Origin of the sequence: Flavobacterium limi (assembly GCF_010645075.1) — a bacterium.
GTDB lineage: Bacteria > Bacteroidota > Bacteroidia > Flavobacteriales > Flavobacteriaceae > Flavobacterium > Flavobacterium limi.
On sequence record NZ_JAADZV010000004.1, the window covers coordinates 343,278 to 367,592 of the forward strand.

At 31.7% G+C, this 24,315-nt stretch carries 23 protein-coding genes; 9 read left to right on the forward strand and 14 right to left on the reverse strand.

The annotated features are described in order from the left end of the window. Positions 1 to 13 precede the first annotated feature (13 nt). The 13 genes from GXM16_RS10930 to GXM16_RS10990 all read right to left on the reverse strand — a co-directional run bounded on the left by GXM16_RS10930 (position 14) and on the right by GXM16_RS10990 (position 12,859). Positions 14 to 796: a glycosyltransferase family 2 protein gene (locus tag GXM16_RS10930; protein ID WP_163394407.1), complete on the reverse strand. Its 783-nt coding sequence runs from the start codon at positions 794 to 796 to the stop codon at positions 14 to 16. Between the two features lie 3 nt (positions 797 to 799). Further along, on the reverse strand, positions 800 to 1,993 hold the full coding sequence (locus GXM16_RS10935; protein WP_163394408.1) for a hypothetical protein: 1,194 nt from the start codon (positions 1,991 to 1,993) through the stop codon (positions 800 to 802). A 28-nt stretch (positions 1,994 to 2,021) separates the two neighbouring features. Next, the gene (locus GXM16_RS10940) at positions 2,022 to 2,867 is read right to left on the reverse strand and encodes an alpha-1,2-fucosyltransferase (protein WP_163394409.1); all 846 of its coding nucleotides are present in this window, start codon (positions 2,865 to 2,867) and stop codon (positions 2,022 to 2,024) included. Next, entirely contained in the window at positions 2,864 to 3,406 is a 543-nt protein-coding gene (locus GXM16_RS10945; RefSeq protein ID WP_208797381.1) for an acyltransferase, read from the reverse strand. The genes GXM16_RS10940 and GXM16_RS10945 overlap by 4 nt, the downstream gene beginning before the upstream one ends. Before the next feature lie 64 nt (positions 3,407 to 3,470). Further along, positions 3,471 to 4,736, reverse strand: coding sequence for a glycosyltransferase (locus GXM16_RS10950; protein WP_163394411.1), 1,266 nt, complete (start codon positions 4,734 to 4,736; stop codon positions 3,471 to 3,473). Next, positions 4,733 to 5,761 (reverse strand): glycosyltransferase family 2 protein, encoded by a 1,029-nt coding sequence (locus GXM16_RS10955; RefSeq protein WP_163394412.1) that lies wholly within the window; start codon positions 5,759 to 5,761, stop codon positions 4,733 to 4,735. The genes GXM16_RS10950 and GXM16_RS10955 overlap by 4 nt, the downstream gene beginning before the upstream one ends. A 127-nt stretch (positions 5,762 to 5,888) precedes the next feature. After that, the gene (locus GXM16_RS10960) at positions 5,889 to 6,932 is read right to left on the reverse strand and encodes a polysaccharide pyruvyl transferase family protein (protein ID WP_163394413.1); all 1,044 of its coding nucleotides are present in this window, start codon (positions 6,930 to 6,932) and stop codon (positions 5,889 to 5,891) included. Positions 6,933 to 7,005: 73 nt separating this feature from the next. Beyond that, a complete protein-coding gene (locus GXM16_RS10965; RefSeq protein WP_163394414.1) occupies positions 7,006 to 7,770 on the reverse strand; it encodes a hypothetical protein in 765 nt (254 codons plus the stop codon). A 120-nt stretch (positions 7,771 to 7,890) separates the two neighbouring features. Further along, a complete protein-coding gene (locus tag GXM16_RS10970; RefSeq protein ID WP_163394415.1) occupies positions 7,891 to 9,417 on the reverse strand; it encodes a lipopolysaccharide biosynthesis protein in 1,527 nt (508 codons plus the stop codon). 224 nt (positions 9,418 to 9,641) lie between these two features. Continuing rightward, the gene (gene gmd / locus GXM16_RS10975; RefSeq protein ID WP_163394416.1) at positions 9,642 to 10,724 is read right to left on the reverse strand and encodes a GDP-mannose 4,6-dehydratase; all 1,083 of its coding nucleotides are present in this window, start codon (positions 10,722 to 10,724) and stop codon (positions 9,642 to 9,644) included. Positions 10,725 to 10,801: 77 nt separating this feature from the next. Beyond that, entirely contained in the window at positions 10,802 to 11,752 is a 951-nt protein-coding gene (locus GXM16_RS10980; protein WP_163394417.1) for a GDP-L-fucose synthase family protein, read from the reverse strand. A 5-nt stretch (positions 11,753 to 11,757) separates the two neighbouring features. Continuing rightward, a complete protein-coding gene (locus GXM16_RS10985; protein WP_163394418.1) occupies positions 11,758 to 12,183 on the reverse strand; it encodes an adenylyltransferase/cytidyltransferase family protein in 426 nt (141 codons plus the stop codon). Between the two features lie 43 nt (positions 12,184 to 12,226). Continuing rightward, positions 12,227 to 12,859: an outer membrane beta-barrel protein gene (locus GXM16_RS10990; RefSeq protein ID WP_163394419.1), complete on the reverse strand. Its 633-nt coding sequence runs from the start codon at positions 12,857 to 12,859 to the stop codon at positions 12,227 to 12,229. Between the two features lie 477 nt (positions 12,860 to 13,336). On the opposite strand from GXM16_RS10990, the gene GXM16_RS10995 reads away from it, so the two are divergent. The 4 genes from GXM16_RS10995 to GXM16_RS11010 all read left to right on the forward strand — a co-directional run bounded on the left by GXM16_RS10995 (position 13,337) and on the right by GXM16_RS11010 (position 17,615). Next, entirely contained in the window at positions 13,337 to 14,302 is a 966-nt protein-coding gene (locus GXM16_RS10995) for a T9SS C-terminal target domain-containing protein (protein ID WP_163394420.1), read from the forward strand. A gap of 93 nt (positions 14,303 to 14,395) precedes the next feature. Next, positions 14,396 to 16,258, forward strand: coding sequence for an ABC-F family ATP-binding cassette domain-containing protein (locus tag GXM16_RS11000; protein WP_163394421.1), 1,863 nt, complete (start codon positions 14,396 to 14,398; stop codon positions 16,256 to 16,258). A gap of 52 nt (positions 16,259 to 16,310) precedes the next feature. Further along, on the forward strand, positions 16,311 to 16,781 hold the full coding sequence (locus GXM16_RS11005) for an FKBP-type peptidyl-prolyl cis-trans isomerase (RefSeq protein WP_163394422.1): 471 nt from the start codon (positions 16,311 to 16,313) through the stop codon (positions 16,779 to 16,781). 54 nt (positions 16,782 to 16,835) lie between these two features. After that, positions 16,836 to 17,615: an O-methyltransferase gene (locus tag GXM16_RS11010; protein ID WP_163394423.1), complete on the forward strand. Its 780-nt coding sequence runs from the start codon at positions 16,836 to 16,838 to the stop codon at positions 17,613 to 17,615. A gap of 55 nt (positions 17,616 to 17,670) precedes the next feature. Here the strand turns inward: GXM16_RS11010 and GXM16_RS11015 are convergent, their stop codons facing one another. Further along, positions 17,671 to 18,327 (reverse strand): DUF6565 domain-containing protein, encoded by a 657-nt coding sequence (locus GXM16_RS11015; protein ID WP_163394424.1) that lies wholly within the window; start codon positions 18,325 to 18,327, stop codon positions 17,671 to 17,673. 278 nt (positions 18,328 to 18,605) lie between these two features. On the opposite strand from GXM16_RS11015, the gene GXM16_RS11020 reads away from it, so the two are divergent. The 5 genes from GXM16_RS11020 to GXM16_RS11040 all read left to right on the forward strand — a co-directional run bounded on the left by GXM16_RS11020 (position 18,606) and on the right by GXM16_RS11040 (position 24,281). Then, a complete protein-coding gene (locus GXM16_RS11020) occupies positions 18,606 to 19,310 on the forward strand; it encodes an ABC transporter ATP-binding protein (RefSeq protein WP_163394425.1) in 705 nt (234 codons plus the stop codon). Between the two features lie 35 nt (positions 19,311 to 19,345). After that, positions 19,346 to 19,915, forward strand: coding sequence for a cob(I)yrinic acid a,c-diamide adenosyltransferase (locus tag GXM16_RS11025; RefSeq protein ID WP_163394426.1), 570 nt, complete (start codon positions 19,346 to 19,348; stop codon positions 19,913 to 19,915). 204 nt (positions 19,916 to 20,119) lie between these two features. Then, the gene (locus GXM16_RS11030; RefSeq protein ID WP_007138072.1) at positions 20,120 to 20,341 is read left to right on the forward strand and encodes a DUF2795 domain-containing protein; all 222 of its coding nucleotides are present in this window, start codon (positions 20,120 to 20,122) and stop codon (positions 20,339 to 20,341) included. Between the two features lie 87 nt (positions 20,342 to 20,428). Continuing rightward, a complete protein-coding gene (gene secA / locus GXM16_RS11035; protein WP_163394427.1) occupies positions 20,429 to 23,770 on the forward strand; it encodes a preprotein translocase subunit SecA in 3,342 nt (1,113 codons plus the stop codon). Positions 23,771 to 23,903: 133 nt separating this feature from the next. After that, a complete protein-coding gene (locus GXM16_RS11040; RefSeq protein WP_229684323.1) occupies positions 23,904 to 24,281 on the forward strand; it encodes a hypothetical protein in 378 nt (125 codons plus the stop codon). The last annotated feature ends 34 nt before the right edge of the window (positions 24,282 to 24,315 follow it).

Genomic DNA, 24,315 nt, shown 5'->3' on the forward strand with positions numbered 1-24,315 from the left:
ATGTAGATAATATTTAATAAGACTTACGCAGATATAAATTTAAGCCAATTTTTCGAAAAGATTTTTTAATTTTAAATTTACAATATATGATAGCAATATTAATAAATGCCAAATATTTGGGCTGTTTTCCTGTGGAAACAACTGCTTTATATTGTTCTTTAATTGATTTCACACTGTCGCTGGCACCACCTTCGCTCATAATCACGCTTACCTTGTCCAGATATAAAGTTTTTAAAGAATCTTTTCCCCTAAGAAGTAATTCGTAGTCACCAACAATTTTGTAATTGATATCATAATTACCATATTTTTCAAAAAGCTTTTTTGCATGTAAAGCTCCCGGATGCGCAATTGTCATTTCTTTTAAAAACATTGGCCATAAAAAAGGCCAGCCTTTGATTCTAATGGTTTTGCCATTTTCATCAATCATTTGAACTTTCGATGATATTAAATCGATATCATTTGCGCCTCCATTATTATAAATAAACTGGCGGTAACTCTCTAAGGCATCAGGCACTAATTGATCATCGGCCCCAATAAACATAACCCAGTTTCCTGATGCTTTTTCAATTCCCTTATTCCATGCATCGTAAATACCTTTATCTGGTTCTGAAACAAAATGTGAAATATGGTTTTGATACTTTTTTATAATATCAATAGTATTATCTTTTGACCCTCCATCTATAATAATTAATTCCACTTCATTATTTAATTGAGGAATAATGCTGTTTAAACATTTTTCTAAATATTTACCTGCATTATAAGTTGCAGTTACGATAGTTATCACATTATTATTCATGAATCAATAATCTATTTTTAATGAATTATTTAAAATATTTTTTTTCTTTTTCTGAACGATTATAATTGATGCGAGCACAAAAAAGAAGAAAAAACCTGTACGGGAAATTGGTTCAGATAAAAGTGTCAGTATAATAATAGTAATAAATATATTTCTCAGTTTATTATTCGTAAACAAGTTAAAATTATACGTTTTCCATAGTAAATACCCGCCTACAATTAATCCGAAATCTAATAAAAAAATAAAAAATCCATTTACCATTTCTGCATCCAAATATCCCGTTTTATCTCCCTGTAATGAATCATCCCAATTTTGTTCTCTTACTTTTAGGATCATTTGATCAGAAGAATTCAGTGTACTTTTAGGATCTTCACCTATTATAGGGCTTCTTTCAAGCATTTTTAGTCCCAAGCTGAAATCTCCTAACCTTACCATAGACGAAGTAGCTCCGCTTCCTTGAAATTTATCTGTAACATTACTAATTATTAGAGTTGATAAACTTAATAGTATTAGTATTGGAATAATTATAGCCTTTACATTTTTTACTGATTTAATATATAGGAAATATGAAAGCACAACAAATAACATCAGAAGTATTCCAGTCGTTGAGAACGTAAATATAATTGCAAGTATTGACAAAAGAATTTCAACTAACCTTTTTTTCCAATAAAACATGAGCAAAAGATTCATATTTAAATACATTTGCCAAATACCCGGCTCCCAAGCTAATCCGCACAATCTGTAATTATTTAAAAAAGATGGCCCCCCAGAATCAATATACCATAAAACATAACCTATTTGACGATAATAAGAATTAACATAAGTTGGTTGAAACAATGATTGCCCAATAAATAAAAATACAACATGTACTAAAGTCCAGTACATATAAAATCTAAGAAGCAGTGTAATATCACTTATGAATTTATTTTGAAAATTAGCTGTACGATAATTTAGTAAAATAATATACGAAGAAACTATAGCAACAAAGATAAAATAGGGTATTTCATTACTTTTAAAAGAATAAAATATAAACAGAATAGAACATATGATTATTATAGCCAATAAATCATGCAACAAAACCTTACGTAAATTTTTAAAATTTAAAAGCAACAAAATCAATAGCCAGATTATAAGACCACCGCTCATCTGGAGAATATTAAATCCTGTTCCTGAAAAAAAAAGGATTCCTAATGACAAGCATCTTTTAAATTGGACGTTATTTATTTTAAAAAACATTTACTTTCTTTAAAAATATTTTTTTTTCGTTAATCACCTGAACTAATGATTTAAAAAACAAAATCAAACTATATCTATTTTTAATAACTATGTATGAAGGCAAAATTAAATCTTTTACATCTACTTTAAACCGGTATCCAAACCACAAACTTGGCATAATAACTTTTTTATTATTGTTATTATTCAAATATGCTCCCCACCAGCTAAAAGAACTGTTACTAAGGATATTGTTATCGCAAAACGATTGAATATACAAATCTATAATAGGAGACGTGTTCTCTACATATATAACATTTCTTAATTTTATATTATTTTTACACCACCCGATATCATCGCTTACCACAATAAAATTCTCTTTTTTTCCTATTAGGTTAATTGCCTTTAAATAATAATTTATTCCACAAAATGGATGTTTGTACAATACTTTAAGATAATCCCCTCTTCTTACATGAATACTTGTATATCCTCCATTTAAGATTTCTGGATAATTTTGCTGAATAAACTCAAAGGTAGATTTGTCAACGGCATACTGATCCAACACTTTATCTCTATTTAAGTACTTATAAGACTGAAAATATCCTTTAATAATCAAATCATTACCCGCAGAATAAGGTATCTCACTATAATGATAAAAAGGTTCTTCATAGATATCAATACCATTAGGAATATAATCTAAAATGGGAAATCCCTTGAAAAAAGTATCCTTATATTTAAGAGTTAATTGATATTCGTTTTCTAAAGGTACACATATTGTAATTTCAGAACTTAGAGACAATGCTGCTCCTAACTGAAAAAGATTATTACCAAGTCTATCGCAAAAAACTACGTATATCATCCTATAACTTCATTAATTCGTCTTATCACTTTTGCTGGATTTCCTGCAGCAATACAGTCTTCGGGTATATCATGCAAAACAATACTTCCACTTCCAACTATTGAGCGCGCTCCAATTGTTACCCCCTTAAGAATTATACATCTGGTTCCTATAAGCACATCATCACCGATTATAATAGCCTTACTTACTTTGTTCTTTTGATCCAATTCGTCAACACGTCTATCAAGAAATGACAAAGAATGCGCATCTGAATCAAGAATAATAGTATCAGCCCCAATGTTCACATTATTGCCTATCCATATAGATTTATGTGACCATAAGCAAACTGAGCTGAATCCACAATGATCGCCGATAACTAATGACGCACCATCTTCAATATGAATGGAAGTCCTTATATTTCTACTTAAGGGGTTGAGTCCTCTTCCACTTTTAAAGAAGCAATTATCTCCTATCTCTGCTTTAAAATTAACTCCTGTTTTTAGGTATAAATCACCTTGGACTATGAGGTTTTTTCCATATGTAATACCATACGACTTCATTTTAAAGCGCCCCCAACGCCAATTAAAGGAGTTAATTATGTTATTAAGAAACTTACTACCTATTCTATGAATTTTGACTATCATAAAGTATTTTGTATATAGAAATTAAATTCATTACAATTTCATCACGATTATGCCTTTTATTTGCCGCCTTTACGGCTTCTGTAGAAATTTTTTCTGCAATAGCGTCCTTTGTACATATTTCTTTAATGCTATAAGCCATTGTATACGGGTCATTAGCCGGCACAACAACTCCAGTTACATTATTTTTAATCAATGTTGACATACCACCTACATTACAAGCGACTACAGGTACTCCACAAATTTGAGCCTCACATACACTATTAGGGGAGTTGTCAATATAAGAAGGATGAACAAAAACATTTGCTGTTTGCAATGCTAAACGTATTTGTTCTGAAGTTCCCATTCCTTTTAAAACCAAATTTACATCAGAGGTATTAATCCCTATTAATTTTTCCTGAACTTGGAGATTATCGATTCCGTAAACTTCCCATTCAAAATCTAAATCTAATTCTTTCTTCAATAAATTCGCAACTTTCAACAATAAATCACCTCCTTTATACAAGGGACCAGATATTGTTGTCACAATTTTAGCTTTATTGGATTTTTGCGGTTTCCATTTTAAAGCTGTATAAAATTCATCTCTTAATGCTTCTTCACAATGAAAATAAGTCGCATCTTTCGAATAAATTTCAGTTAAAATCCTATCCCAATCTGTGCGGCCCATAAAATATTTACAGTTCCTGAATATTTTTTTTTCTCTATCTGCAATATATTTCCAGCCATTATATTCTTTTCTGTTTTTACTGATAGAAAATGGATTTAAACCATCTTTAATAATAAAATCTTTAAGAGAAATGTTTGGTGGAAAAAAAGCATTCAAATAAGGATTAATTATTCCTTGTAAATGAATAATTACAGGAATCTTAGTGTGTTCACATATTAAACCAAAATTTTTTTCAGTTCCCCAGATATGAATAACGGAAGGTTTAAAATCGTTAATCACATCCACAAATTTCTTCACATATTGCTCATCCGAATTCCTGAAACGTTTATTTAAATTATTTCCATATTTAAGTTTAGAAATAACTTTATCTAAAATGCCTGATTGGTGAGAAACAGGATAGTATGTCGTACCATTAATTTTTTTTTTAAATTCAGTATCTTCAAGCAAAAACGAAATCCCTAATTCGATATCTTTTTCTTTGTCTAAGACGTTCTTTAATGAAGTCATCCAGCCACCACCATTATAGCCAGTTATATGCTCTTGGTAATCGACCGACGAATTTGTAAACCAAAGAACCCTCATACCCGCTTAATTTTATGATAGAGCTTAACTAAAAGCATATTAATTCTAAAAGGTAATACTTTAACTGCTAAAAGAAGCATCAAACTTGTTTTTTTGGACTTTAATACCTTAAAAAAATTTGTCAATGGTATCTCTGGTGTTATAAATGCCGATTTGCAGAGTTTTATTTTATCCTGATATGGAATACTTACACTTTTATAAGAATTTCTGACCGTCGAAATATAACTAAAAACAAAAGCATCAAGATTGCTACAATTAGTTATTAAGTCATTTTTACCCATATTTGATGAATATATAAAATCACGAATATCCAAAAAATTATTCGCTGTAGCTATTGACACATCTTTATACATAACCGCATTAGTTATTGACGAACTGCGTATAAGATAGTTAAGTGTAATTTCAGGCAATAGAACAATTTTATTATTATTTTTAATGACTGAAAAAGAAAATGCAGCATCATCAATAATATTATGAATACATCTAATATTATTTTCTTTCAAAAAAGAAGATTTATAGAGTTTGTTCCAGGCATATACTGAATAATAACCATTTTCAACATAAATATAATGCCTCAGCATCACATTATCAAATATTCTTTTGCGGTCATATTGAAATAAAGTGATTATGTTTCCATTTTCATCTACACTCCTGTGTGAGGCTCCAACTACATCTGCGTCATTTGCAATCGCTTCTTTAACTAATAAACTAATTGTAAGTGGTTCTATATAATCATCACAATCTAGAAAGAAAAGATAATCCCCTTGAAAATTATCAATAATAATATTTCTAGCCTTACCAAGACCTTTATCTTCTTCTTTTTTTTCAATTATTCTATAAGGGAAGGTACTGTTTTTTAAGACATCAATAGTTGTCTGCAAACTATTATCACTACTAATGTCATATGTAATCAAGATTTCTATATTATTATAGTCTTGATTAAAAACAGAATTTAAACATTTAGCCACATAAGGTTCTGTATTGTAAACAGGGATGGCAACTGTGACCTTTGGATTAGAATGCATAATTTTTATATTAGTAGTAAATCGAAATTAATCATATTGCAGTTTATTTCCATTCATACATTTGATTAGTATTTTTAAACACAACATTGCTTAATTTAACTAAACTATCCTGGAAAATAGTTAAAAATTAAAGTTTACTCAACAACTTAGAGTAATAATTTTCATCGAAATAAGGATCCAACTTATAAGTTGTTTCTGAGGACAATACATGCGTCGCAAATTCGTATGCTTGATCAAGATTTCGGGCAAAAAACACATGCTTATTAAAAGTTTCTGGAAACCATTTAACACCACTACTCAACTTATGATCAGAAGAGTCTAAAACAATTACTGGTGTAGAAGTAATTAAAGAGAAAATAGTCCCGTGATATCTATCTGTTATAATCACCTTAAAATGAGAAAATTTATCCAGCATATCGTTTAGTAGCTTTTCTCTATTTTTTTTCATCTCATAGTTAGATAAGTTAATTGAGGTATCCATTATTTCAGTTTTTGAAACTCCATTAAAACGATTTCTCAATTCCATAATTTGATCCGAACTGTAAAACTTTTCAAGATCATCACGCAAAACAAAGAGAATTCCATCTCTTTTATTTGAATAAACTCTCTTACCAATCAAAGAGGTGACAATATCCGGATATAGAAGTAACTTACAATTAGGAAAATCTTTTTTTGCATTTTCATAAGAAATTTCATCTCTGCAAAGAAGTGTTATATTTGGATGTCCATTTAAAGATTTAATAGTTTTTTGTAAAATTACATTATCCTGTATATTTATTGTCTGAGGCATAATAACAAATTTATAATCTGGAAATAAATCTGCTACTTCACGATAAACTCTTAGCTCAAGATGATGATCATAAAAAAAATACCCACTATGTCCAAAAAGCAAATCATCTTTTCCAATTTTTTTTCTTAGTAATTTATAAGAAAGAGAATATGAAGTTTTCCAATTAAATGTAAAAACCTTATAATCAGGATAATTCTGATTTAACCATTTTAAAGTACAATAAGCCTGAGCCTGATCACCCATATTTGCATGGATTGGAAATCCAAAAAGAAATATAGTTTTTCCATTTACCTGCATTAACTCAAATAATATTTTAGTTTTTGCTAAAAATGAATCTAGCCTTAGAGACAATCTATGAATTTTGTGTGTTATATAGTTCATTAATTTGTTTTATTAAAATTTGTTTTATGTACTTTATATAATTATTAAGCATTCTATTGGTCAATGGATCTTTCTACACTACAGAATATAAATGCGGTTTTTCAACAAGAAGATCAATATTACTACTACTTTCGAGGCTATCATCCCAAAAAATTAATGCAATTCCTCCATCGTTTAAAAGCCTTGCTGTGTCTTCAATTGTCATAACTACTTTGTCATTGACGATAAAACTGTAGAAATAATTTTTTACTAAAAGTTTTATATTATAACTTTTTCCTAATTCAAAACTAAATGGAACACTATGAATTTCATTCAAAAAATAGCCACCATGAATTGTCTCGAATACTAACTTTTGATTATCTATAACTCTAAATCTATATCGCTCTGCTATAGATGTATGTTTAAAAGCTATTTGAAATTCTGTGAATTTAGTATTAATTAACGAATTAAACTCCAACACAAAATTGCCCTCAATAGATTTATTTAAATAATAATATATCCAATCATCTCTTAATCCTTTTGATTTGAAAGCTAATTTATTTTCGGATAATTTTTCTACTTTATAATCAGCACAAATGTTATCAGTTAGTTTAATATTAATTCCAATTGATCTATACATAAACATACGATGGATATTCATTATATAGTTCCAATTTTCGTCTTTATAAATTAAATTTTTAATTAATTCATCAGACGACAAAATTTCACTATCTCGCCTAAATGAGATTTCTTGTGTACTAAAATTATATAGTTTAAAATATTTATTCTTATAAAATTTATATTTTAAATTACTCAAAGATGCTATTAAACCTAATTTTTCTTCTATTTTTTTTAACATGGTTATAATTGTTCTGTTTTTAACAGAATTACATTTAATTCATATCTTAAATATACTATTTTATCGACTTAACTTATTTCTGATTTTAAACTTGTAAAATATAACTTAGAATCCTAAATTTTATTTTTTACTTTTAATCTTATATCGTATCCAACCGTCAATTTGAATTTTCTCATTTTTATCTATTCCGAAATTATAGAGTGAAATAATAAATACTACTGCAGAAAAAAAACTTAACGCAATTAATCTTAAAAATCCTTGTTCTAAGAAATAGTATGGAACAAATGATCCCAAAATTGTTATTGTTAGCACTATGATAATTTTAACAATTACACTATTAATATATTCTACAACTGAAAGACCTGCTTTTAAATGTAAGAAAAATATTCTGAAACTCCCAGCTATTAGTTCGATTATAATTAATGAAATTAATATTGAATAAGGTGGATTTCCGAACTTAAGTAATAACCAGCCAACAGGAAGATTTAGTAACAAAAGACTTCCCATCACAGTTTGGTATAATTTTATATTACCTACGGATTGTATTGCAGTCTGCAAACCGACAGTAATCATGTTTGCCATAGTAGCGAGAAGTACCAGCCTACAAAAAATAATGGTATTATTTGGTACTTTATTTAGCCACAACTTTATAACAAAAGGCATTTCAAAAATAAGTGGTATCGCAAAAAATGCTAAAAGATAAAACCCATATTTACTAGCTAACATTGACAAATGTAGCATTCCTTTTCTGTCTCCACTTCCTTCGCTTTTCATAATTTGAGGTCCAAGTGCTTTTAACATATTTGCTGCAAAAGCATAAAGCTGTCCATTCACCTGATTTGCAATGGCATATGCCGCATTAATCAAAGTACCAAAGAAAAAGTTTAAAATAATGGCTATTCCCTGACTAGTCCCAATATTACATAAAGCCCCAAAGAGATTCCAACCAGCAAAAGAAAACATTTCCTTTAACAAATTTGGGTCAAAGGGTCTTTTTAAAAAAAGTTTGCATTCTTCATAGTTTGCAGAACAATATAGACTTTTAATTACTCGAATTGTAATCGTAAGGATTACCATTAAGAGACCATAAAGAATTAATTTATCAAAACCACTATATAGTAATGAAAATGCAATTCCTAATTTCAGAAATGATTCTAAAATTCCAGTTAATGCATCAAAAAGCATATTTTCATGTGCATTAATTACAGCATCATATGGTACAGCATTAATTGTAAAAAATGTACTAGCTACCATAAAATGGTAAATTGTTTTTGCTGTATCTAATCTATCTAAAGGGATTTTAAGAAAACCCTCAAATAAAAAAACACTAGCTATTTCCAACAATATAACCACTAAAAGTCCAATTACAAAATGCAGTAAAAAGCTTGATCTAAAAATCTCATTTAATTTACCACCATCCCCTGCACCTAAATAAAAAGACATAAATCTTTGCGTAGATGTCGTCATAGCTAAATTAAGAAAAGACAACATGGCTATAACACCTCCTATAAGATTGAAAATACCAAAATCAGCAACACCAAGTGCCGTTAAAACTATACGAGTGGAATATAAAGCTATAAATATTGAAATCACCATTTTCCCATACAGGAACCCGGTATTTAGTATAACTTTTTTTGCATTTTGCATTTATTGTAGATAGCTTTTGAATGTTATGACCAATTCACTTAGGGCGATAAATTTCAACATTCTAATTATTTAATTATTTAAGTAAAGAACCGTATACATCTGATTTTTTGAAATAAAATTATTCTTAACTTCTTAATGAATCAGTAATTAATTAAAATAGATAAAGATGTAAAAAAGTTTTTTCACATCTTTATTATAACCACATCTTCTAATAATAATTGTAGTTAATACAACTTCAAATCACTTTCCACCATCTCTTTAACCAAAGCTGCTAAATCATATTGTGGTTTCCAGCCTAGTTTAGTTTTAGATTTTGTAGGGTCACCAATTAGAAGATCTACCTCTGTAGGGCGATAATATTCAGGATCAACACGTACCACTACTTTTCCTGTTTCTAATTGATATAAAGGGTTATTGCAAGAGGCTACTTTAGCTACTTCATTTTCATTTTCTCCTTCAAAAGTTAATGTAACTCCGACCTCTGCAAAAGCCATAATAACAAAATCTCTAATATAGGTAGTCACACCTGTAGCTATTACATAATCTTCAGGAGTATCTTGCTGTAAAATTCTCCACATTGCTTCCACATAATCTTTCGCATGTCCCCAATCTCTTTGTGAATTTAGATTCCCAAGATAAAGACATTCTTGTTTTCCTTTTGCAATAGCAGCAGTAGCCATAGTAATTTTACGGGTTACAAAAGTTTCACCACGTCTTGGAGACTCATGATTAAACAAAATACCATTACATGCAAACATATTATACGCCTCACGATAATTTTTTGTTATCCAAAAACCGTAAATCTTGGCTGCACCATACGGAGAACGCGGATAAAATGGTGAGTTTTCATCATAAAAACCTCGTTCATTTTTATTTTCTGCCATACCGCCGTAAAGTTCAGAAGTAGAAGCCTGATAAATTCTGGTTTTGTCGCATAATCCCAAAATCCTTACTGCTTCTAATATTCTTAAAGTTCCTATTCCGTCCACATTAGCCACATACTCCGGAGAATCAAAAGATACTTTTACATGGGACATTGCGCCTAGATTATAAATTTCATCTGGTTGAACTTCCTGAATTATTCTAATAATATTAGTTGAATCAGTTAAATCTCCATAATGTAATTTAAAGTTAACATGTACCTCATGCTGATCCTGATAAATATGATCAATTCGCTGTGTGTTAAAAGAAGATGCCCGTCTTTTAACTCCATGTACCTGATATCCTTTTTCTAATAATAATTCGGCTAAATACGATCCGTCCTGACCTGTGATTCCTGTTATAAGGGCTACTTTTTGTGTACTCATTGATTTTTTTTTAGTTTACATTTCATGTTCAAGTTAAGATATTACATTATTAATTCCTAACTTTTATTAACCTGAAACTATATTTTTACTTGTTTAAAAACATCTTTATTTTCCAGAAACCAATTATATGTCTTTTGAATTCCTTCTTCAAGTTCTATTTTATGTTTCCAGCCCAAATCATGCATTTTGGTAACATCCATTAATTTTCTTGGAGTGCCATCCGGCTTAGTAGAATCCCAAATAATTTCTCCCTGATGTCCTGTAATTTTCTGAATGGTTTCTGCCAGATGTTTAATGGTTAAATCTTCACCAGTTCCTACGTTATATAAGTAATCTGGCAATTTATTTTCTAAAGCAAAGACCACCGCCTCAGCCATATCATCCACAAATAAAAATTCTCTCATTGGCGTTCCACTGCCCCATAGTATTACAGGAGCATTATTATTTTCTTTCGCTTCATGAAATTTCCGTATCATCGCCGGTAAGACGTGTGATGTATTTAAATCAAAATTATCATGTGTCCCATATAAGTTTGTTGGCATCAGGCTCACATAATCCTTACCGAATTGTTTTCTAATGGCCTGACAAGTTTTTACTCCGGTAATTTTGGCAATTGCATACCATTCATTCGTAGGCTCTAAAGTATCAGTCAACAGATAATCTTCTTTTAATGGCTGTGGAGCTAATTTTGGATAAATACATGAGCTTCCTAAAAATATAAATTTTTCTATGCTGTTCTGTAAAGCTGCATCAATCAGATTATTCTGAATCTGCATATTCTCCATAATAAACTGATACGGATAATCGTTGTTGGCCAATATTCCACCAACTCTTGCAGCAGCATCAATAATAACTTCAGGTTTTTCTTCTGCTATGAAATCACGAACGGCTTGTTGATTTCGAAGATCAAGTTCTTTACTCGAAGCTCCAATTAAATTTGAAAATCCTTTATTAGAAAGTGTCCTCCAAATAGCGCTACCAACCATTCCTTTATGACCTGCAATGTAAATTTTTGTATTATTTTTCATTTTACTTAAATTATCTTTAATGCTTCTTTTTCTGCTACTACTTTCCTTAAACCGCTGCTTGAAAAACGATGATCTCTGGTATTAAAATAGAGTTCTATCCCTTTAGATTCACAATATTCACGTCCTGTAAAGTTTTTATCCCGGTATTCATCTCCAATAATACGTACATCAATTTTAAACGAACGCAAAATATCTTCCAGATCCTGCTCAGTAGCGTATGGTACAATCTCATCTACGAACTTACAGCCTTTCAATTGAATATAACGTTCTACAACAGTTTGTGTAGGCCTGTTTTTCTCAGGCCGATCTAATGTTGGATCCGTTTGTAATGCACAAATTAAATAATCACATTGACGTTTTGCCTCCTCTAACATAGTAATATGTCCTGCATGAAGCAAATCAAAGGCACTAAAAGTAATTCCTATTTTCATGATTAATTTAATTATGGGAAATTGGCATTAATAAAATATTCGTTTAATATGCTGAATCTGCGTGGAAACGATTTTGTCCTAAAGCCACAATAATCCCAAACGTAAGTGCTAATTGACTACTTGACAAAGCATTCGAAGACGAATATGGCGTTTTCAATCCGTTATAATATACATTCTGCTCTACGATTGCTTTATAACTAAGATCTGCGAAAAAAGAAACTTTCTCATTTATTGCAATGTAAGGTTTAGCACCAACTATAAAAGCTCCTACAAGATCACTATAATCATCATCACTTGACATTTGACCAATACCTCCACCTGCATGAACAAGCAACCCAAATTGCCCTCCTGAACTTCTGGATAAATCAATAGCATTACCTAAATTATAACAAAGTTCTAAGGTGGCTAATTTCTGCTCACTTTGCCTTTCAAGTTTGTTAGAAAACTGATCGAAACTTAAAGACCCTAATAACCCAACATTTTCAGAAAGCATATAACGTAAAGACCCCTGAGCATGTGTTATTGATAATGAATTACCTTCGCCTTCAGGTGAAATATTAGACAAAGGAACAGCAAGGCCTACTCCTGCTTCTATAAAAAGCTTATCATATCTAAATCTATATTGTGCTTGAGAAACTGTAGAAATTAGCAATAAAGCAAAAAACATTTTTTTCATAAATAGGTATTTTTGGGATTGTTATATATTTATATTAATTTAAATAATTTGTAATAGTATTTTTCTTGTAAATTTTTCTAATCTCTAGTAACAAAACACAGCTACGCGTTTCTAACTCCCATTTTTGGATAAAATTAGAATAAAATAAAATTTGCGCAAATGTATTGACAATTTTTATATTATATACTTAAAAAGATTACATGAGCAATAATAAAAGTTAAGTAAAAATACATCAATCTCATTATCAAACACATATGTTTAAGGCAAATTATTATAACTTTTGTATTTTTAACAAAAAAATAATTTTAATTAAATTTAACAGTGTTAAAAAAACCATAATCGTTTTTTTAGTGTTAAATTTCTGACTTAAAAAACATTTTCACAAAGCTTTTTTACATTGTTATTTATTTCTGCAACTACAATTTTCAATAAATGTCTAAACATAACTTTTAAAATTTTAGTTTATTGTTTCTAATTATGAAAGAATATTTATTTATTTTCTTTTTTTCCATTACTGTCACTTACAGCCAAATTTCAGGATGTACTGATCCCTTATCAAAAAATTACAATTCGAAGGCCACTATGAATGATGGAAACTGCCAGTATCAAACATTTAAAATCAAACCTGAATATTCAAAGCCTTTAAATGACTCTATTAAAGAAACATCAGGGCTCATTTCTTTCGACAATTTATTATGGACACATAATGATGACCATGATAGAACCATTTACGGATTAGACTCTTTGGGTAAAATCAAAAAAAAAATAACTCTGAAAAATACTGTTAATCATGACTGGGAAGAAATTTCACAAGACAGTTCCCATTTATATATAGGTGATTTTGGAAATAACTATGCCGGAAACAGAACTGATTTAAGAATCTTAAAAATCGGAAAAGAAACATTCTTAAAAGAAAAACCAATTATTGAGACTATTTCTTTCACTTATTCCGATCAAAACGATTTTTCTCAAAACAGAACAAATACAACCAATTTTGATTGTGAAGCTTTCATTGTTACAAAAGACAGTATTTATCTCTTTACAAAAAAATGGAAATCATTGCATACCAGTATTTATAGTTTACCAAACAAACCTGGAAACTATATTGCTCAATTAAAAAACACTCTTGACACAAAAGGCCTGGTTACGGGTGCTATTTATTTAGAGTCTAAAAAATTAATTGCTATTTGTGGCTATTCAACAAAAGGAAAACCTTTCATATATCTTTTATATGATTTTAAAAATTACGATTTCCTATCAGGGAACAAACGAAAAATCAACCTCAAACTTCCTTTCCATCAAATCGAAGGGATTACAACCGAAGATGGCCTGCATTATTATTTGACTAATGAGGCTTTGATCAGGAAACCTATTCTAAATGTCCGACAGCAAATACATTATTTTGACCTAAGTTCAATCTTGAATTCCTATCTTCACAAATAATTCGCAAATCGTAATATAATAGTTTACTTTTGCAACAGTTATGTTTTAGCAAACAATTCATAACTTATTAATTTATAACTCATAATTTACAAAGTGAATTACCTTTCTGTAGAAAACATATCTAAGTCATTTGGTGAAAGAACCTTATTTGACAACATCTCATTCGGAATCAACAAAGATCAAAAAATTGCTTTTATTGCTAAAAATGGCTCCGGAAAAACAACCATAATGAGCATTATTAATGGTTTGGATGAGCCTGATACAGGGCAAGTTGTTTTAAGAAAAGGTATCAGAATGGCATTTCTTTCTCAGGATAATAATCTTCAGGACGAACTCACTATTGAAGAAAGTATTTTTGCTTCTGACAATGAAACGCTTAAAATAATTGAGGCTTACGAAAAAGCACTTGAAAATCCGGAAGATGAAGAAGCTTACCAGAAAGCTTTTGACGGAATGGACCAGCATAATGCCTGGGATTTTGAAACGCAATACAAACAAATTTTATTCAAATTAAAACTGGAAGATTTCAAACTTAAAGTAAAAAATCTTTCAGGAGGGCAAAAAAAACGCCTTTCATTAGCCATCATATTGATCAATCGCCCGGATCTATTGATTTTAGATGAGCCAACCAACCACTTAGACCTGGAAATGATCGAATGGCTTGAAAGTTATTTTGCCAAAGAAAACATTACGTTATTTATGGTAACTCACGACCGTTTCTTTTTAGAGCGTGTCTGCAACGAGATTTTAGAACTAGATAACGGAAAATTATATCAGTATAAAGGAAATTATTCTTATTATTTAGAAAAAAAAGAAGAACGCATCACTTCTGAAAATGCCAGTATTGACAAAGCAAAAAACTTATTTGTAAAAGAGTTAGAATGGATGCGCCGCCAGCCAAAAGCAAGAACAACCAAATCGAAATCACGTCAGGATGATTTCTATATTATCAAAGAAAAAGCCCAAAGCCGACGAAAAGAAAACAAAGTCGAGCTTGAAATCAATATGGAAAGAATGGGAAGTAAAATTATTGAGCTCCATAAACTTTCTAAAAAATTCAAGGACAAAACTATTCTGGATAATTTTAGTTTTGATTTTCAGCGTGGTGAGAGAATCGGGATTATCGGTAAAAATGGAACAGGGAAATCTACATTTTTAAATCTTCTTACAGGAACAATTCCGCCGGACAGCGGGCGTGTAGTAAAAGGTGACACCATAAAAGTTGGATATTACACGCAATCGGGAATTAATCCAAAACCCGGACAGCGTGTTATTGATATTATAAAAGAATACGGAGAATATATTCCTCTTGCCAAAGGCAGAATGATTTCGGCTTCACAATTATTAGAACGTTTTCTTTTTGATGCTAAAAAGCAGTACGACTATGTTGAAAAATTAAGCGGCGGCGAATTAAAACGTCTGTATTTATGTACTGTTTTGATTCAGAATCCAAACTTTTTAATTTTGGATGAACCTACAAATGACCTTGACATTGTTACGCTAAATGTGCTGGAAAGCTTTCTTTTAGACTATCCCGGATGTTTACTGGTAGTTTCACACGACCGTTATTTCATGGACAAAATTGTCGATCATTTATTTGTTTTCAGAGGAAACGGTGAAATCGAAAATTTCCCAGGAAACTATTCCGATTTCAGGGCTTACGAAGACAGTGCAGATGTAGCCCAAAAAGAAGAGAACAAAGCCGAAAAGAAAGACTGGAAACAAAATAATCCAACCGGAAATTTAACTTTCAACGAGCAAAAAGAATATCAAAAAATCGAAAGGGAAATCAAAGATTTAGAGATGGAGAAAACTAAAATCGAAGAATTATTCTCCGACGGTAAAGTTGCTGATACTGATATAGAGAAAAAAGCAAACGAATTACAAAATATCATTAACAAAATAGCTCAGAAAGAAGAACGTTGGTTTGAACTTTCGGCTAAAATTGAAGGATGATTCAGTAATCATCCTTCAAAGCAAAATTGTAACATTAATAAACACATATCAAATGAAAAAACTTTTATCTACCCTATTGGTTTTCACACTTTTTTCATGCCTAAGCCCTGAAAATGAACCATACACACCACCCAAAGACTTTACAGCAGAAAACGATAAAGAAATTACTGAGTATATTGCCAAAAATAATTTAACAGCTCAAAAAACCAGTTCAGGTTTGTATTATGTTATCAACCAGCCTGGCGAAGGAACGCAACCAACAGCTTCTTCTAATGTTACAGTAATTTACAAAGGATATTACACTAACGGAACTGTCTTCGATCCGGGAAAACCTGAAGGAGTTTCTTTTGGATTAAACCAGGTTATAAAAGGCTGGACAGAAGGCATTCCTTATTTTAAAGCAGGAGGAAGCGGTATTCTTTTGATTCCATCACATTTAGCATACGGACCTTATGATTACAGAGGGATCCCAGGAGGATCTGTACTTGTTTTTGATGTAAAATTAATTTCAGTAAATAACTAAATTATCAAATCAATATTGACTCTATTACGATGGGGTCAATATTGAAAATTTAAAATGCTCTTTCAAATAAAATCATATTTAAAATTCCTTTGGAACTCCAAGAACGAACACGGAGTTCATTCTCCATTTGTATTTAATTTACTAACGAAATGCTTTTACGATAAAAAATCAAAACCTGAATATTTGATTCTTAATAACTATAGGAAATCACTTTTAGAAAACAAAAACTTTATTGAGGTAACGGATTTTGGAGCAGGTTCAAAAGTCTTCAAATCCAACAAAAGACAGATAGCAAAAATTGCAAAAACTGCAGGAATTTCTAAAAAACATGCTGAATTATTATTTCGTTTAACACATTATTTTCAGCCAGAAAACATTTTAGAAATAGGAACTTCATTAGGATTAGCTACCTCTGCCCTTGCTTTAGGTAATCCTAAAGCAAAAATCACTACTTTAGAAGGATGTCCGGAAACAAGTTCAATTGCAAAAACTCAATTTCAAAAATTCAATTTCGATACTATTGAAAGTATAGTTTCAGAATTTCAGGAGTATTTTAAGAACCTGAAGGTGGAAACTGTAACCTTTCAACTTATTTACTTTGACGGCAATCATTCTAAAAAAGCTACTTTAGATTATTTCGAACATTTATTATCTACAATTGATAACGATTCTGTTTGGATTTTTGATGACATCCATTGGTCTTCAGATATGGAAGAAGCCTGGGAAACTATAAAAAAACACCCAAAAGTAAAAGTAACAATTGATACCTTTCAATGGGGATTCGTATTTTTCAGGCGCGAGCAGGAAAAAGAACATTTTATTCTTAGGGCATAAAAAAATGACAATCATTTCTGATTGTCATTCTCAAAACTAAATAAACCTAACTAACCTATTTTTTTGCTGCTGCGTTTTCTTCAGATTTTGCTCCCATTCTGTTTACAGTATACATAGGTGCAAATTTGATTTTCAAACCTGCAATTTTTCTGTTATCTTCTGCGGTAAGCCCTTCTTTTTCAACTGTATTTTTACGGCTGTCCAGTGCTTCATACAATAATTTTATTTCATCCCAATCTTCTCTTGAGTAACTGTCTTTGTTATTTTCTACAGTATGCACAAATTGTTGGTATACATTATGAATGTTTTGTGCATTTACCCAGGCAAAACTCATATCATCACCAATTTTTCCTTCTCCAAATAATGCATTACGTAATTTTTGTTTCGGAGTTACCTCAGGCGCAAGCTTAGCGGCCATTTGATTTTTAAACTCTTCGTATTTAATTTTACTTTCATTGATTTTTTCAGTTTCAGCAGTATTATCCTTAAGATCAGCAAGAGCTGCTTGTGCATTTTCTGCTCTTCTTTCATATTCAGCTTCAACATCTTTCCAGTCAGCTTTCAAATCCTCTTCTGCTACATTTTTTACTGAATCAACATATGCTACATAAGAATCAATTTTCTTTTTTGCCTGTTCTTGTTTTTCGTCTTTGCATGATGTAAAACCTAATGCAATTAATACAATACCTGATAAAAGTTGTATGTTTTTCATAATATTTGATTATTTAATTATTAGATATCCAAATTTACTCCACATTAAATCAAAATAAATTACATTATTATCATGTTTTTAAAATTAAATATCTTTTAAAAATATAAAACATCAGAAATAATGATAATTATATAAAATTTATTAAAAAATCTGTAATAATATTAAATCTAATAATTAGCTTATTAATACAGATGTTTTGTAACAAAATGCGATTATAACCTACTTATACTTTTTATTAAAAAAGTGTTTTGTACTTTTAAATCCAAATTATAAAACGAATGGCAAATCCATTAATTAAAATAACTGACATTAAGCGAAATTTTGTTCTTGGAAATGAAATTGTATATGTCTTAAAAGGCGTTAATTTAGAAATTAATAAAGGAGAATATGTAGCTTTAATGGGGCCGTCAGGGTCAGGTAAATCTACTTTAATGAACTTACTGGGTTGCTTAGATACACCAACTTCAGGACGCTATATATTGAATGGAAAAGACGTTAGCCAGATGCGTGATGATGAATTGGCCGGAATTAGAAACAAAGAAATCGGATTCGTTTTTCAAACTTTTAACCTTTTGCCACGAACTACAGCATTAGATAATGTTGCTTTGCCAATGATATATGCCGGATATCCTAAATCGGAACGGGTTGTACGCGCAACAGAAGTTTTGAAACAAGTAAATCTTGCAGACAGAATGGACCATCAGCCCAATCAGCTTTCAGGAGGACAACGCCAGCGTGTTGCTATTGCCCGTGCATTAGTAAACAAACCTTCTATCATCCTAGCCGATGAACCAACCGGAAACTTAGACAGTAAAACTTCTGTAGAAATCATGAAACTTTTTGGAGATATTCATGCGCAGGGAAATACTGTAATCCTTGTCACACACGAAGAAGATATTGCGGCTTACGCACATCGGATTATTCGTTTACGTGATGGCTTGATTGAAAGTGACACGAATAAAGAACTTCAGGAAAAAGCCTAGTCCCTTTTTAACTTAGAATCTTAGTATCTTAAAAAATGAAAGTATATACTAAAACCGGAGATAAGGGAACAACAGCACTCTTTGGAGGTACCCGTGTCCCGAAAGATCATATTAGAATTGACAGTTACGGAACTATTGATGAACTAAACTCGTATATCGGTTTAATCCGCGATCAGGAAATTGATTCACATTACAAAACTATTTTAATCGAAATTCAGGACCGTCTTTTTACAGTTGGCGCCATTTTGGCAACTCCACAGGAAAAAGAAGTTTTAAAAAACGGCAAACTCAGATTAGAAAATCTTGGAATAATTGATTCTGACATTGAATTACTGGAAAATGAAATAGATAACATGGAGAAAAGTCTCTCTCCAATGACTCATTTTGTTTTACCGGGTGGCCATCCCACCGTGTCACATTGTCATATTGCCCGCTGTATATGTCGTCGTGCAGAGCGTTTAGCAGTACATTTAAGCCATAATGAACACGTCCCGGAAATTACAATTCAATACTTAAACCGACTTTCTGACTATCTTTTTGTCTTGGCACGGAAGTTGTCGTCTGACCTTAAAGCGGAGGAAATAAAATGGATTCCAAGGAAATAAATTCTAAAAATTACAATTTATAAAATCCCAAATTCCTGAATTGAAACCCTGGCAAAAATCGCGTTTTTAGTTCCTTTTTGGAATTCGGAAATTAGTTTTTGGAATTTTAACAGGATACGTTCTTAAATTTTATTAAAATAAATCAAATTTTACTTGTCTTTTTCAGTAAAAAATTTATTTTTGCACAAACTAAATCGACAAAAGATGTATTGGACATTAGAATTAGCATCCTATTTAAGTGATGCACCGTGGCCTGCTAACAAAGACGAACTTATTGACTACGCTATTAGAGCAGGAGCTCCTTTGGAAGTAGTAGAAAACCTACAGTCGATTGAAGACGAAGGGGAGATATATGAATCAATGGAAGAAATTTGGCCTGATTATCCAACAGACGAAGATTATCTTTGGAATGAGGATGAATATTAAAAAATAAACCAAATGAAAAAGTCTCATCACAGAGGCTTTTTTTTTGGTTCAAATACACATTTACATAAAATAGAAATACAATAAATCATGAGTTTCATAAACAGTATTATTAAAGTCTTTGTAGGTGATAAATCACAGAAAGATGTTAAAGCTTTACAACCTTACTTAAACAAAATTAAAGCATTTGAAGCTCCTTTAATGAGTCTTTCAAACGACGAATTAAGAGGCAGAACCGTTTACTTTAAGGATAAAATTAAAGAAGCAAGAGCTGAAAAAGATGCTAAAATTGCTTCGCTTAAAGCAGAAGTAGAAAAGATTGAAGACATCGATAAAAGAGAAGATATTTATGATGCAATAGATGCTCTTGAAAAAGAAGCTTATGAAATCTCGGAGAAAACTTTATTGGAATTACTTCCTGAAGCATTTTCTGTTGTAAAAGAAACAGCTCGTCGTTTCAAAGAAAACGCTCATATTGAAGTTACTGCAACTGCAAAAGATCGTGAATTCTCAGCTGCAAAACCCTATATTACTATTGAAGGAGACAAAGCAGTTTGGGCTAACAAATGGAATGCGGCCGGAAAAGATATCACCTGGGACATGATTCATTACGATGTTCAGCTGATTGGTGGGATGGTATTGCACGAAGGTAAAGTTGCCGAAATGCAAACGGGAGAAGGTAAAACTTTGGTAGCTACACTTCCTCTTTACTTAAACGCTTTGACAGGAAACGGAGTTCACTTAGTAACGGTGAATGACTACCTGGCGAAACGTGACAGCACATGGAAAGCTCCTTTATTCGAATTCCACGGTTTATCTGTAGACTGTATCGATAACCATCAGCCAAGTACCGAAGCCAGAAAAAAAGCATACGATGCCGATATCACTTACGGAACCAACAACGAGTTTGGTTTTGACTACTTAAGAGACAACATGGCACACTCGCCTAGCGATTTAGTGCAAAGAAAACATAATTATGCCATTGTCGACGAGGTTGACTCTGTTTTAATTGATGACGCGAGAACGCCGCTTATTATTTCAGGACCGGTTCCCCAGGGAGACCGTCATGAATTTAATGAATTGAAACCAAAAATCGAAAACTTAGTTGCACAACAACGTCAGCTAGCGAATGGTTTCTTAGCTGAGGCTAAAAAATTAATCAAAGAAGGAAATACTAAAGAAGGTGGTTTCTTACTATTAAGAGCATACAGAAGTTTACCTAAAAATAAAGCATTAATTAAATTTTTAAGTGAAGAAGGAATTAAACAATTACTTCAAAAAACTGAAAATCAATACATGCAGGATAACAATCGTGAGATGCACAAAGTAGATGAAGCTTTGTATTTCGTGATTGAAGAAAAAAACAATCAGGTAGAATTGACAGATAATGGTATTAAATACCTTTCTGGCGATACTGATGCAGATTTCTTCGTCTTACCAGACATTGGAACCGAAATCGCCGCTATCGAAAAACAAAAATTAGACAAAGATGCAGAAGCTGAAGCAAGAGAAAGATTATTTCAGGATTTTGGTGTAAAAAGCGAACGTATTCACACTCTTACTCAACTTTTAAAAGCATATGCTTTATTCGAAAAAGATGTAGAATATGTTATCATGGACAATAAAATTATGATTGTCGATGAACAAACAGGTCGTATCATGGACGGACGTCGTTACTCTGACGGTCTTCACCAGGCGATCGAAGCCAAAGAAAACGTAAAAATCGAAGCTGCAACTCAAACTTTTGCAACCGTTACATTACAGAATTATTTCAGAATGTACAGTAAATTAGGCGGTATGACGGGTACTGCTGTAACTGAAGCGGGTGAATTATGGCAGATATACAAACTGGATGTCGTTGAAATTCCAACCAACCGTCCAATTGCAAGACAAGACAAAGAAGACTATATCTACAAAACGACACGTGAGAAATTCAATGCTGTAATTGAAGACGTTACCGAATTATCAAAAGCAGGGAGACCGGTATTGATTGGAACAACTTCTGTAGAGATTTCAGAGTTATTAAGCCGTATGCTTAAAATGAGAGGAATCACACACAATGTATTGAATGCTAAAATGCACAAGCAGGAGGCGCAAATCGTTGAAGAAGCCGGTAAAGCCGGAGTTGTAACTATTGCAACAAACATGGCGGGTCGTGGTACCGATATTAAATTATCTCCAGAGGTGAAAGCTGCAGGAGGTTTGGCAATCGTAGGTACAGAGCGTCATGATTCACGTCGTGTAGACAGACAGTTACGCGGTCGTTCCGGTCGCCAGGGAGATCCGGGAAGCTCGCAATTCTACGTTTCTCTTGAAGATAACCTAATGCGTTTATTTGGTTCTGAAAGAGTTGCAAAAGTAATGGACAGAATGGGATTAAAGGAAGGTGAAGTTATTCAGCATTCTATGATGACCAAATCAATCGAACGCGCTCAGAAAAAAGTAGAAGAAAACAACTTTGGTGTCCGTAAACGTTTATTAGAATATGATGACGTAATGAACTCGCAGCGTGAGGTAGTTTACAAACGTCGTCGCCACGCATTATTCGGAGAGCGTTTGAAGCTGGATATCGCCAATATGCTTTATGATACCTGCGAATTAATTGTGGACCAAAACAAAGTAACTAACGATTTCAAAAATTTTGAATTTGATTTGATTCGTTACTTCGGAATCACATCTCCTATTGCTGAAGCTGATTTCTCTAAATTGTCTGAAATCGAAATCACCGGAAAAGTGTACAAAGAAGCTTTGGCTTTCTATACAGAAAAAACAGAAAGAAGTGCCAGAGAAGCTTTTCCGATTATCAAAGGAGTTTTTGAAGAGCCAAACAATCATTTTGAAAGAATTGTAGTTCCATTCACAGACGGAATCAAAACTTTGAATGTTGTTACAGATTTAAAGAAAGCTTACGAAACTGAAGGTGCTCAGTTGATTGCAGATTTCGAGAAAAACATCACACTTTCTATTGTGGATGAAGCCTGGAAAAAACATTTACGCAAAATGGACGAATTGAAACAATCTGTTCAATTAGCTGTTCACGAACAAAAAGACCCATTACTTATTTACAAACTTGAAGCTTTCAATTTGTTTAGAGGAATGCTGGACAACGTAAACAAAGAGGTAATTTCATTCTTATTCAAAGGTGATTTACCGGCTCAAAACGTTCCTGAAATTCACGAGGCAAGAGAAGTTCGTCAAAAAGAAAACTTACAATTAAGTAAAGACGAAATTCCAAACAGCGAAAGCATCAACCGTGAAGCAGGTGAAACTCAACAGCGTCAGGTTACGGAAACTATCGTTAGAGATATGCCAAAAATCAACCGAAATGATACTGTAACAGTTCAGGAAGTTGCTACAGGAAAAACGGAAACAATGAAATTCAAAAAAGCGGAAACCCTAATTGCTAATGGCACATGGGTTCTTGTGAAATAACAATTTTCTAAGTAATACATTCTAAATCCCCAATCACAAAGTAGTTGGGGATTTTTTATGTAAAAAAATTAATATTTGTTCTTTGTAAAACGAATAAAATGTATTTTTGCATTCGAAAACAAAGAAACAACTTTTGAAAAAGTTATTGATCATATTTCTTTCCTGCATGCTATTAGTTCCTTCTTTTGGCAGTTTCTTTGTTTATACCTCATTCAAATTAAATCAGGAAGAAATTTCAAAAACGATCTGTGTTCAGCGAAAAATGATCTTTAATTCGTGTAACGGCCGATGTGAACTTCAAAAAAGTCTAAAGAAATATGCCGACAACGAAAAAAAGATGCAAAACAACCTGAAAGAAAAAGTTGAAGTCGTTTACATCCAAAATTCACCAACAGCTAATTTCAAATTAGTTACACCTATTGAATCAGCAGCAAAACTTTTTGCTTCTTTTGATGCGAAACCTATTTCGGTTTCCAATAGTACTTTTCATCCTCCATCCTATTTTATATAAATTTTGATGGCATTTTGCCAAAACTGAAAACCTT

What these genes read in the sequence shown, in the direction of transcription:
- gmd (WP_163394416.1), bottom strand. Translation starts at nt 10,724, where the DNA reads ATGAGTACACAAAAAGTAGCCCTTATAACAGGAATCACAGGTCAGGAC.
- GXM16_RS10930 (WP_163394407.1), bottom strand. Translation starts at nt 796, where the DNA reads ATGAATAATAATGTGATAACTATCGTAACTGCAACTTATAATGCAGGT.
- GXM16_RS10980 (WP_163394417.1), bottom strand. Translation starts at nt 11,752, where the DNA reads ATGAAAAATAATACAAAAATTTACATTGCAGGTCATAAAGGAATGGTT.
- GXM16_RS10960 (WP_163394413.1), bottom strand. Translation starts at nt 6,932, where the DNA reads ATGAACTATATAACACACAAAATTCATAGATTGTCTCTAAGGCTAGAT.
- GXM16_RS11030 (WP_007138072.1), top strand. Translation starts at nt 20,120, where the DNA reads ATGTATTGGACATTAGAATTAGCATCCTATTTAAGTGATGCACCGTGG.
- GXM16_RS10965 (WP_163394414.1), bottom strand. Translation starts at nt 7,770, where the DNA reads ATGTTAAAAAAAATAGAAGAAAAATTAGGTTTAATAGCATCTTTGAGT.
- secA (WP_163394427.1), top strand. Translation starts at nt 20,429, where the DNA reads ATGAGTTTCATAAACAGTATTATTAAAGTCTTTGTAGGTGATAAATCA.
- GXM16_RS11010 (WP_163394423.1), top strand. Translation starts at nt 16,836, where the DNA reads ATGCTCTTTCAAATAAAATCATATTTAAAATTCCTTTGGAACTCCAAG.
- GXM16_RS11005 (WP_163394422.1), top strand. Translation starts at nt 16,311, where the DNA reads ATGAAAAAACTTTTATCTACCCTATTGGTTTTCACACTTTTTTCATGC.
- GXM16_RS10955 (WP_163394412.1), bottom strand. Translation starts at nt 5,761, where the DNA reads ATGCATTCTAATCCAAAGGTCACAGTTGCCATCCCTGTTTACAATACA.
- GXM16_RS10940 (WP_163394409.1), bottom strand. Translation starts at nt 2,867, where the DNA reads ATGATATACGTAGTTTTTTGCGATAGACTTGGTAATAATCTTTTTCAG.
- GXM16_RS10950 (WP_163394411.1), bottom strand. Translation starts at nt 4,736, where the DNA reads ATGAGGGTTCTTTGGTTTACAAATTCGTCGGTCGATTACCAAGAGCAT.
- GXM16_RS11020 (WP_163394425.1), top strand. Translation starts at nt 18,606, where the DNA reads ATGGCAAATCCATTAATTAAAATAACTGACATTAAGCGAAATTTTGTT.
- GXM16_RS10990 (WP_163394419.1), bottom strand. Translation starts at nt 12,859, where the DNA reads ATGAAAAAAATGTTTTTTGCTTTATTGCTAATTTCTACAGTTTCTCAA.
- GXM16_RS10945 (WP_208797381.1), bottom strand. Translation starts at nt 3,406, where the DNA reads ATGAAGTCGTATGGTATTACATATGGAAAAAACCTCATAGTCCAAGGT.
- GXM16_RS11025 (WP_163394426.1), top strand. Translation starts at nt 19,346, where the DNA reads ATGAAAGTATATACTAAAACCGGAGATAAGGGAACAACAGCACTCTTT.
- GXM16_RS11015 (WP_163394424.1), bottom strand. Translation starts at nt 18,327, where the DNA reads ATGAAAAACATACAACTTTTATCAGGTATTGTATTAATTGCATTAGGT.
- GXM16_RS10985 (WP_163394418.1), bottom strand. Translation starts at nt 12,183, where the DNA reads ATGAAAATAGGAATTACTTTTAGTGCCTTTGATTTGCTTCATGCAGGA.
- GXM16_RS10995 (WP_163394420.1), top strand. Translation starts at nt 13,337, where the DNA reads ATGAAAGAATATTTATTTATTTTCTTTTTTTCCATTACTGTCACTTAC.
- GXM16_RS10970 (WP_163394415.1), bottom strand. Translation starts at nt 9,417, where the DNA reads ATGCAAAATGCAAAAAAAGTTATACTAAATACCGGGTTCCTGTATGGG.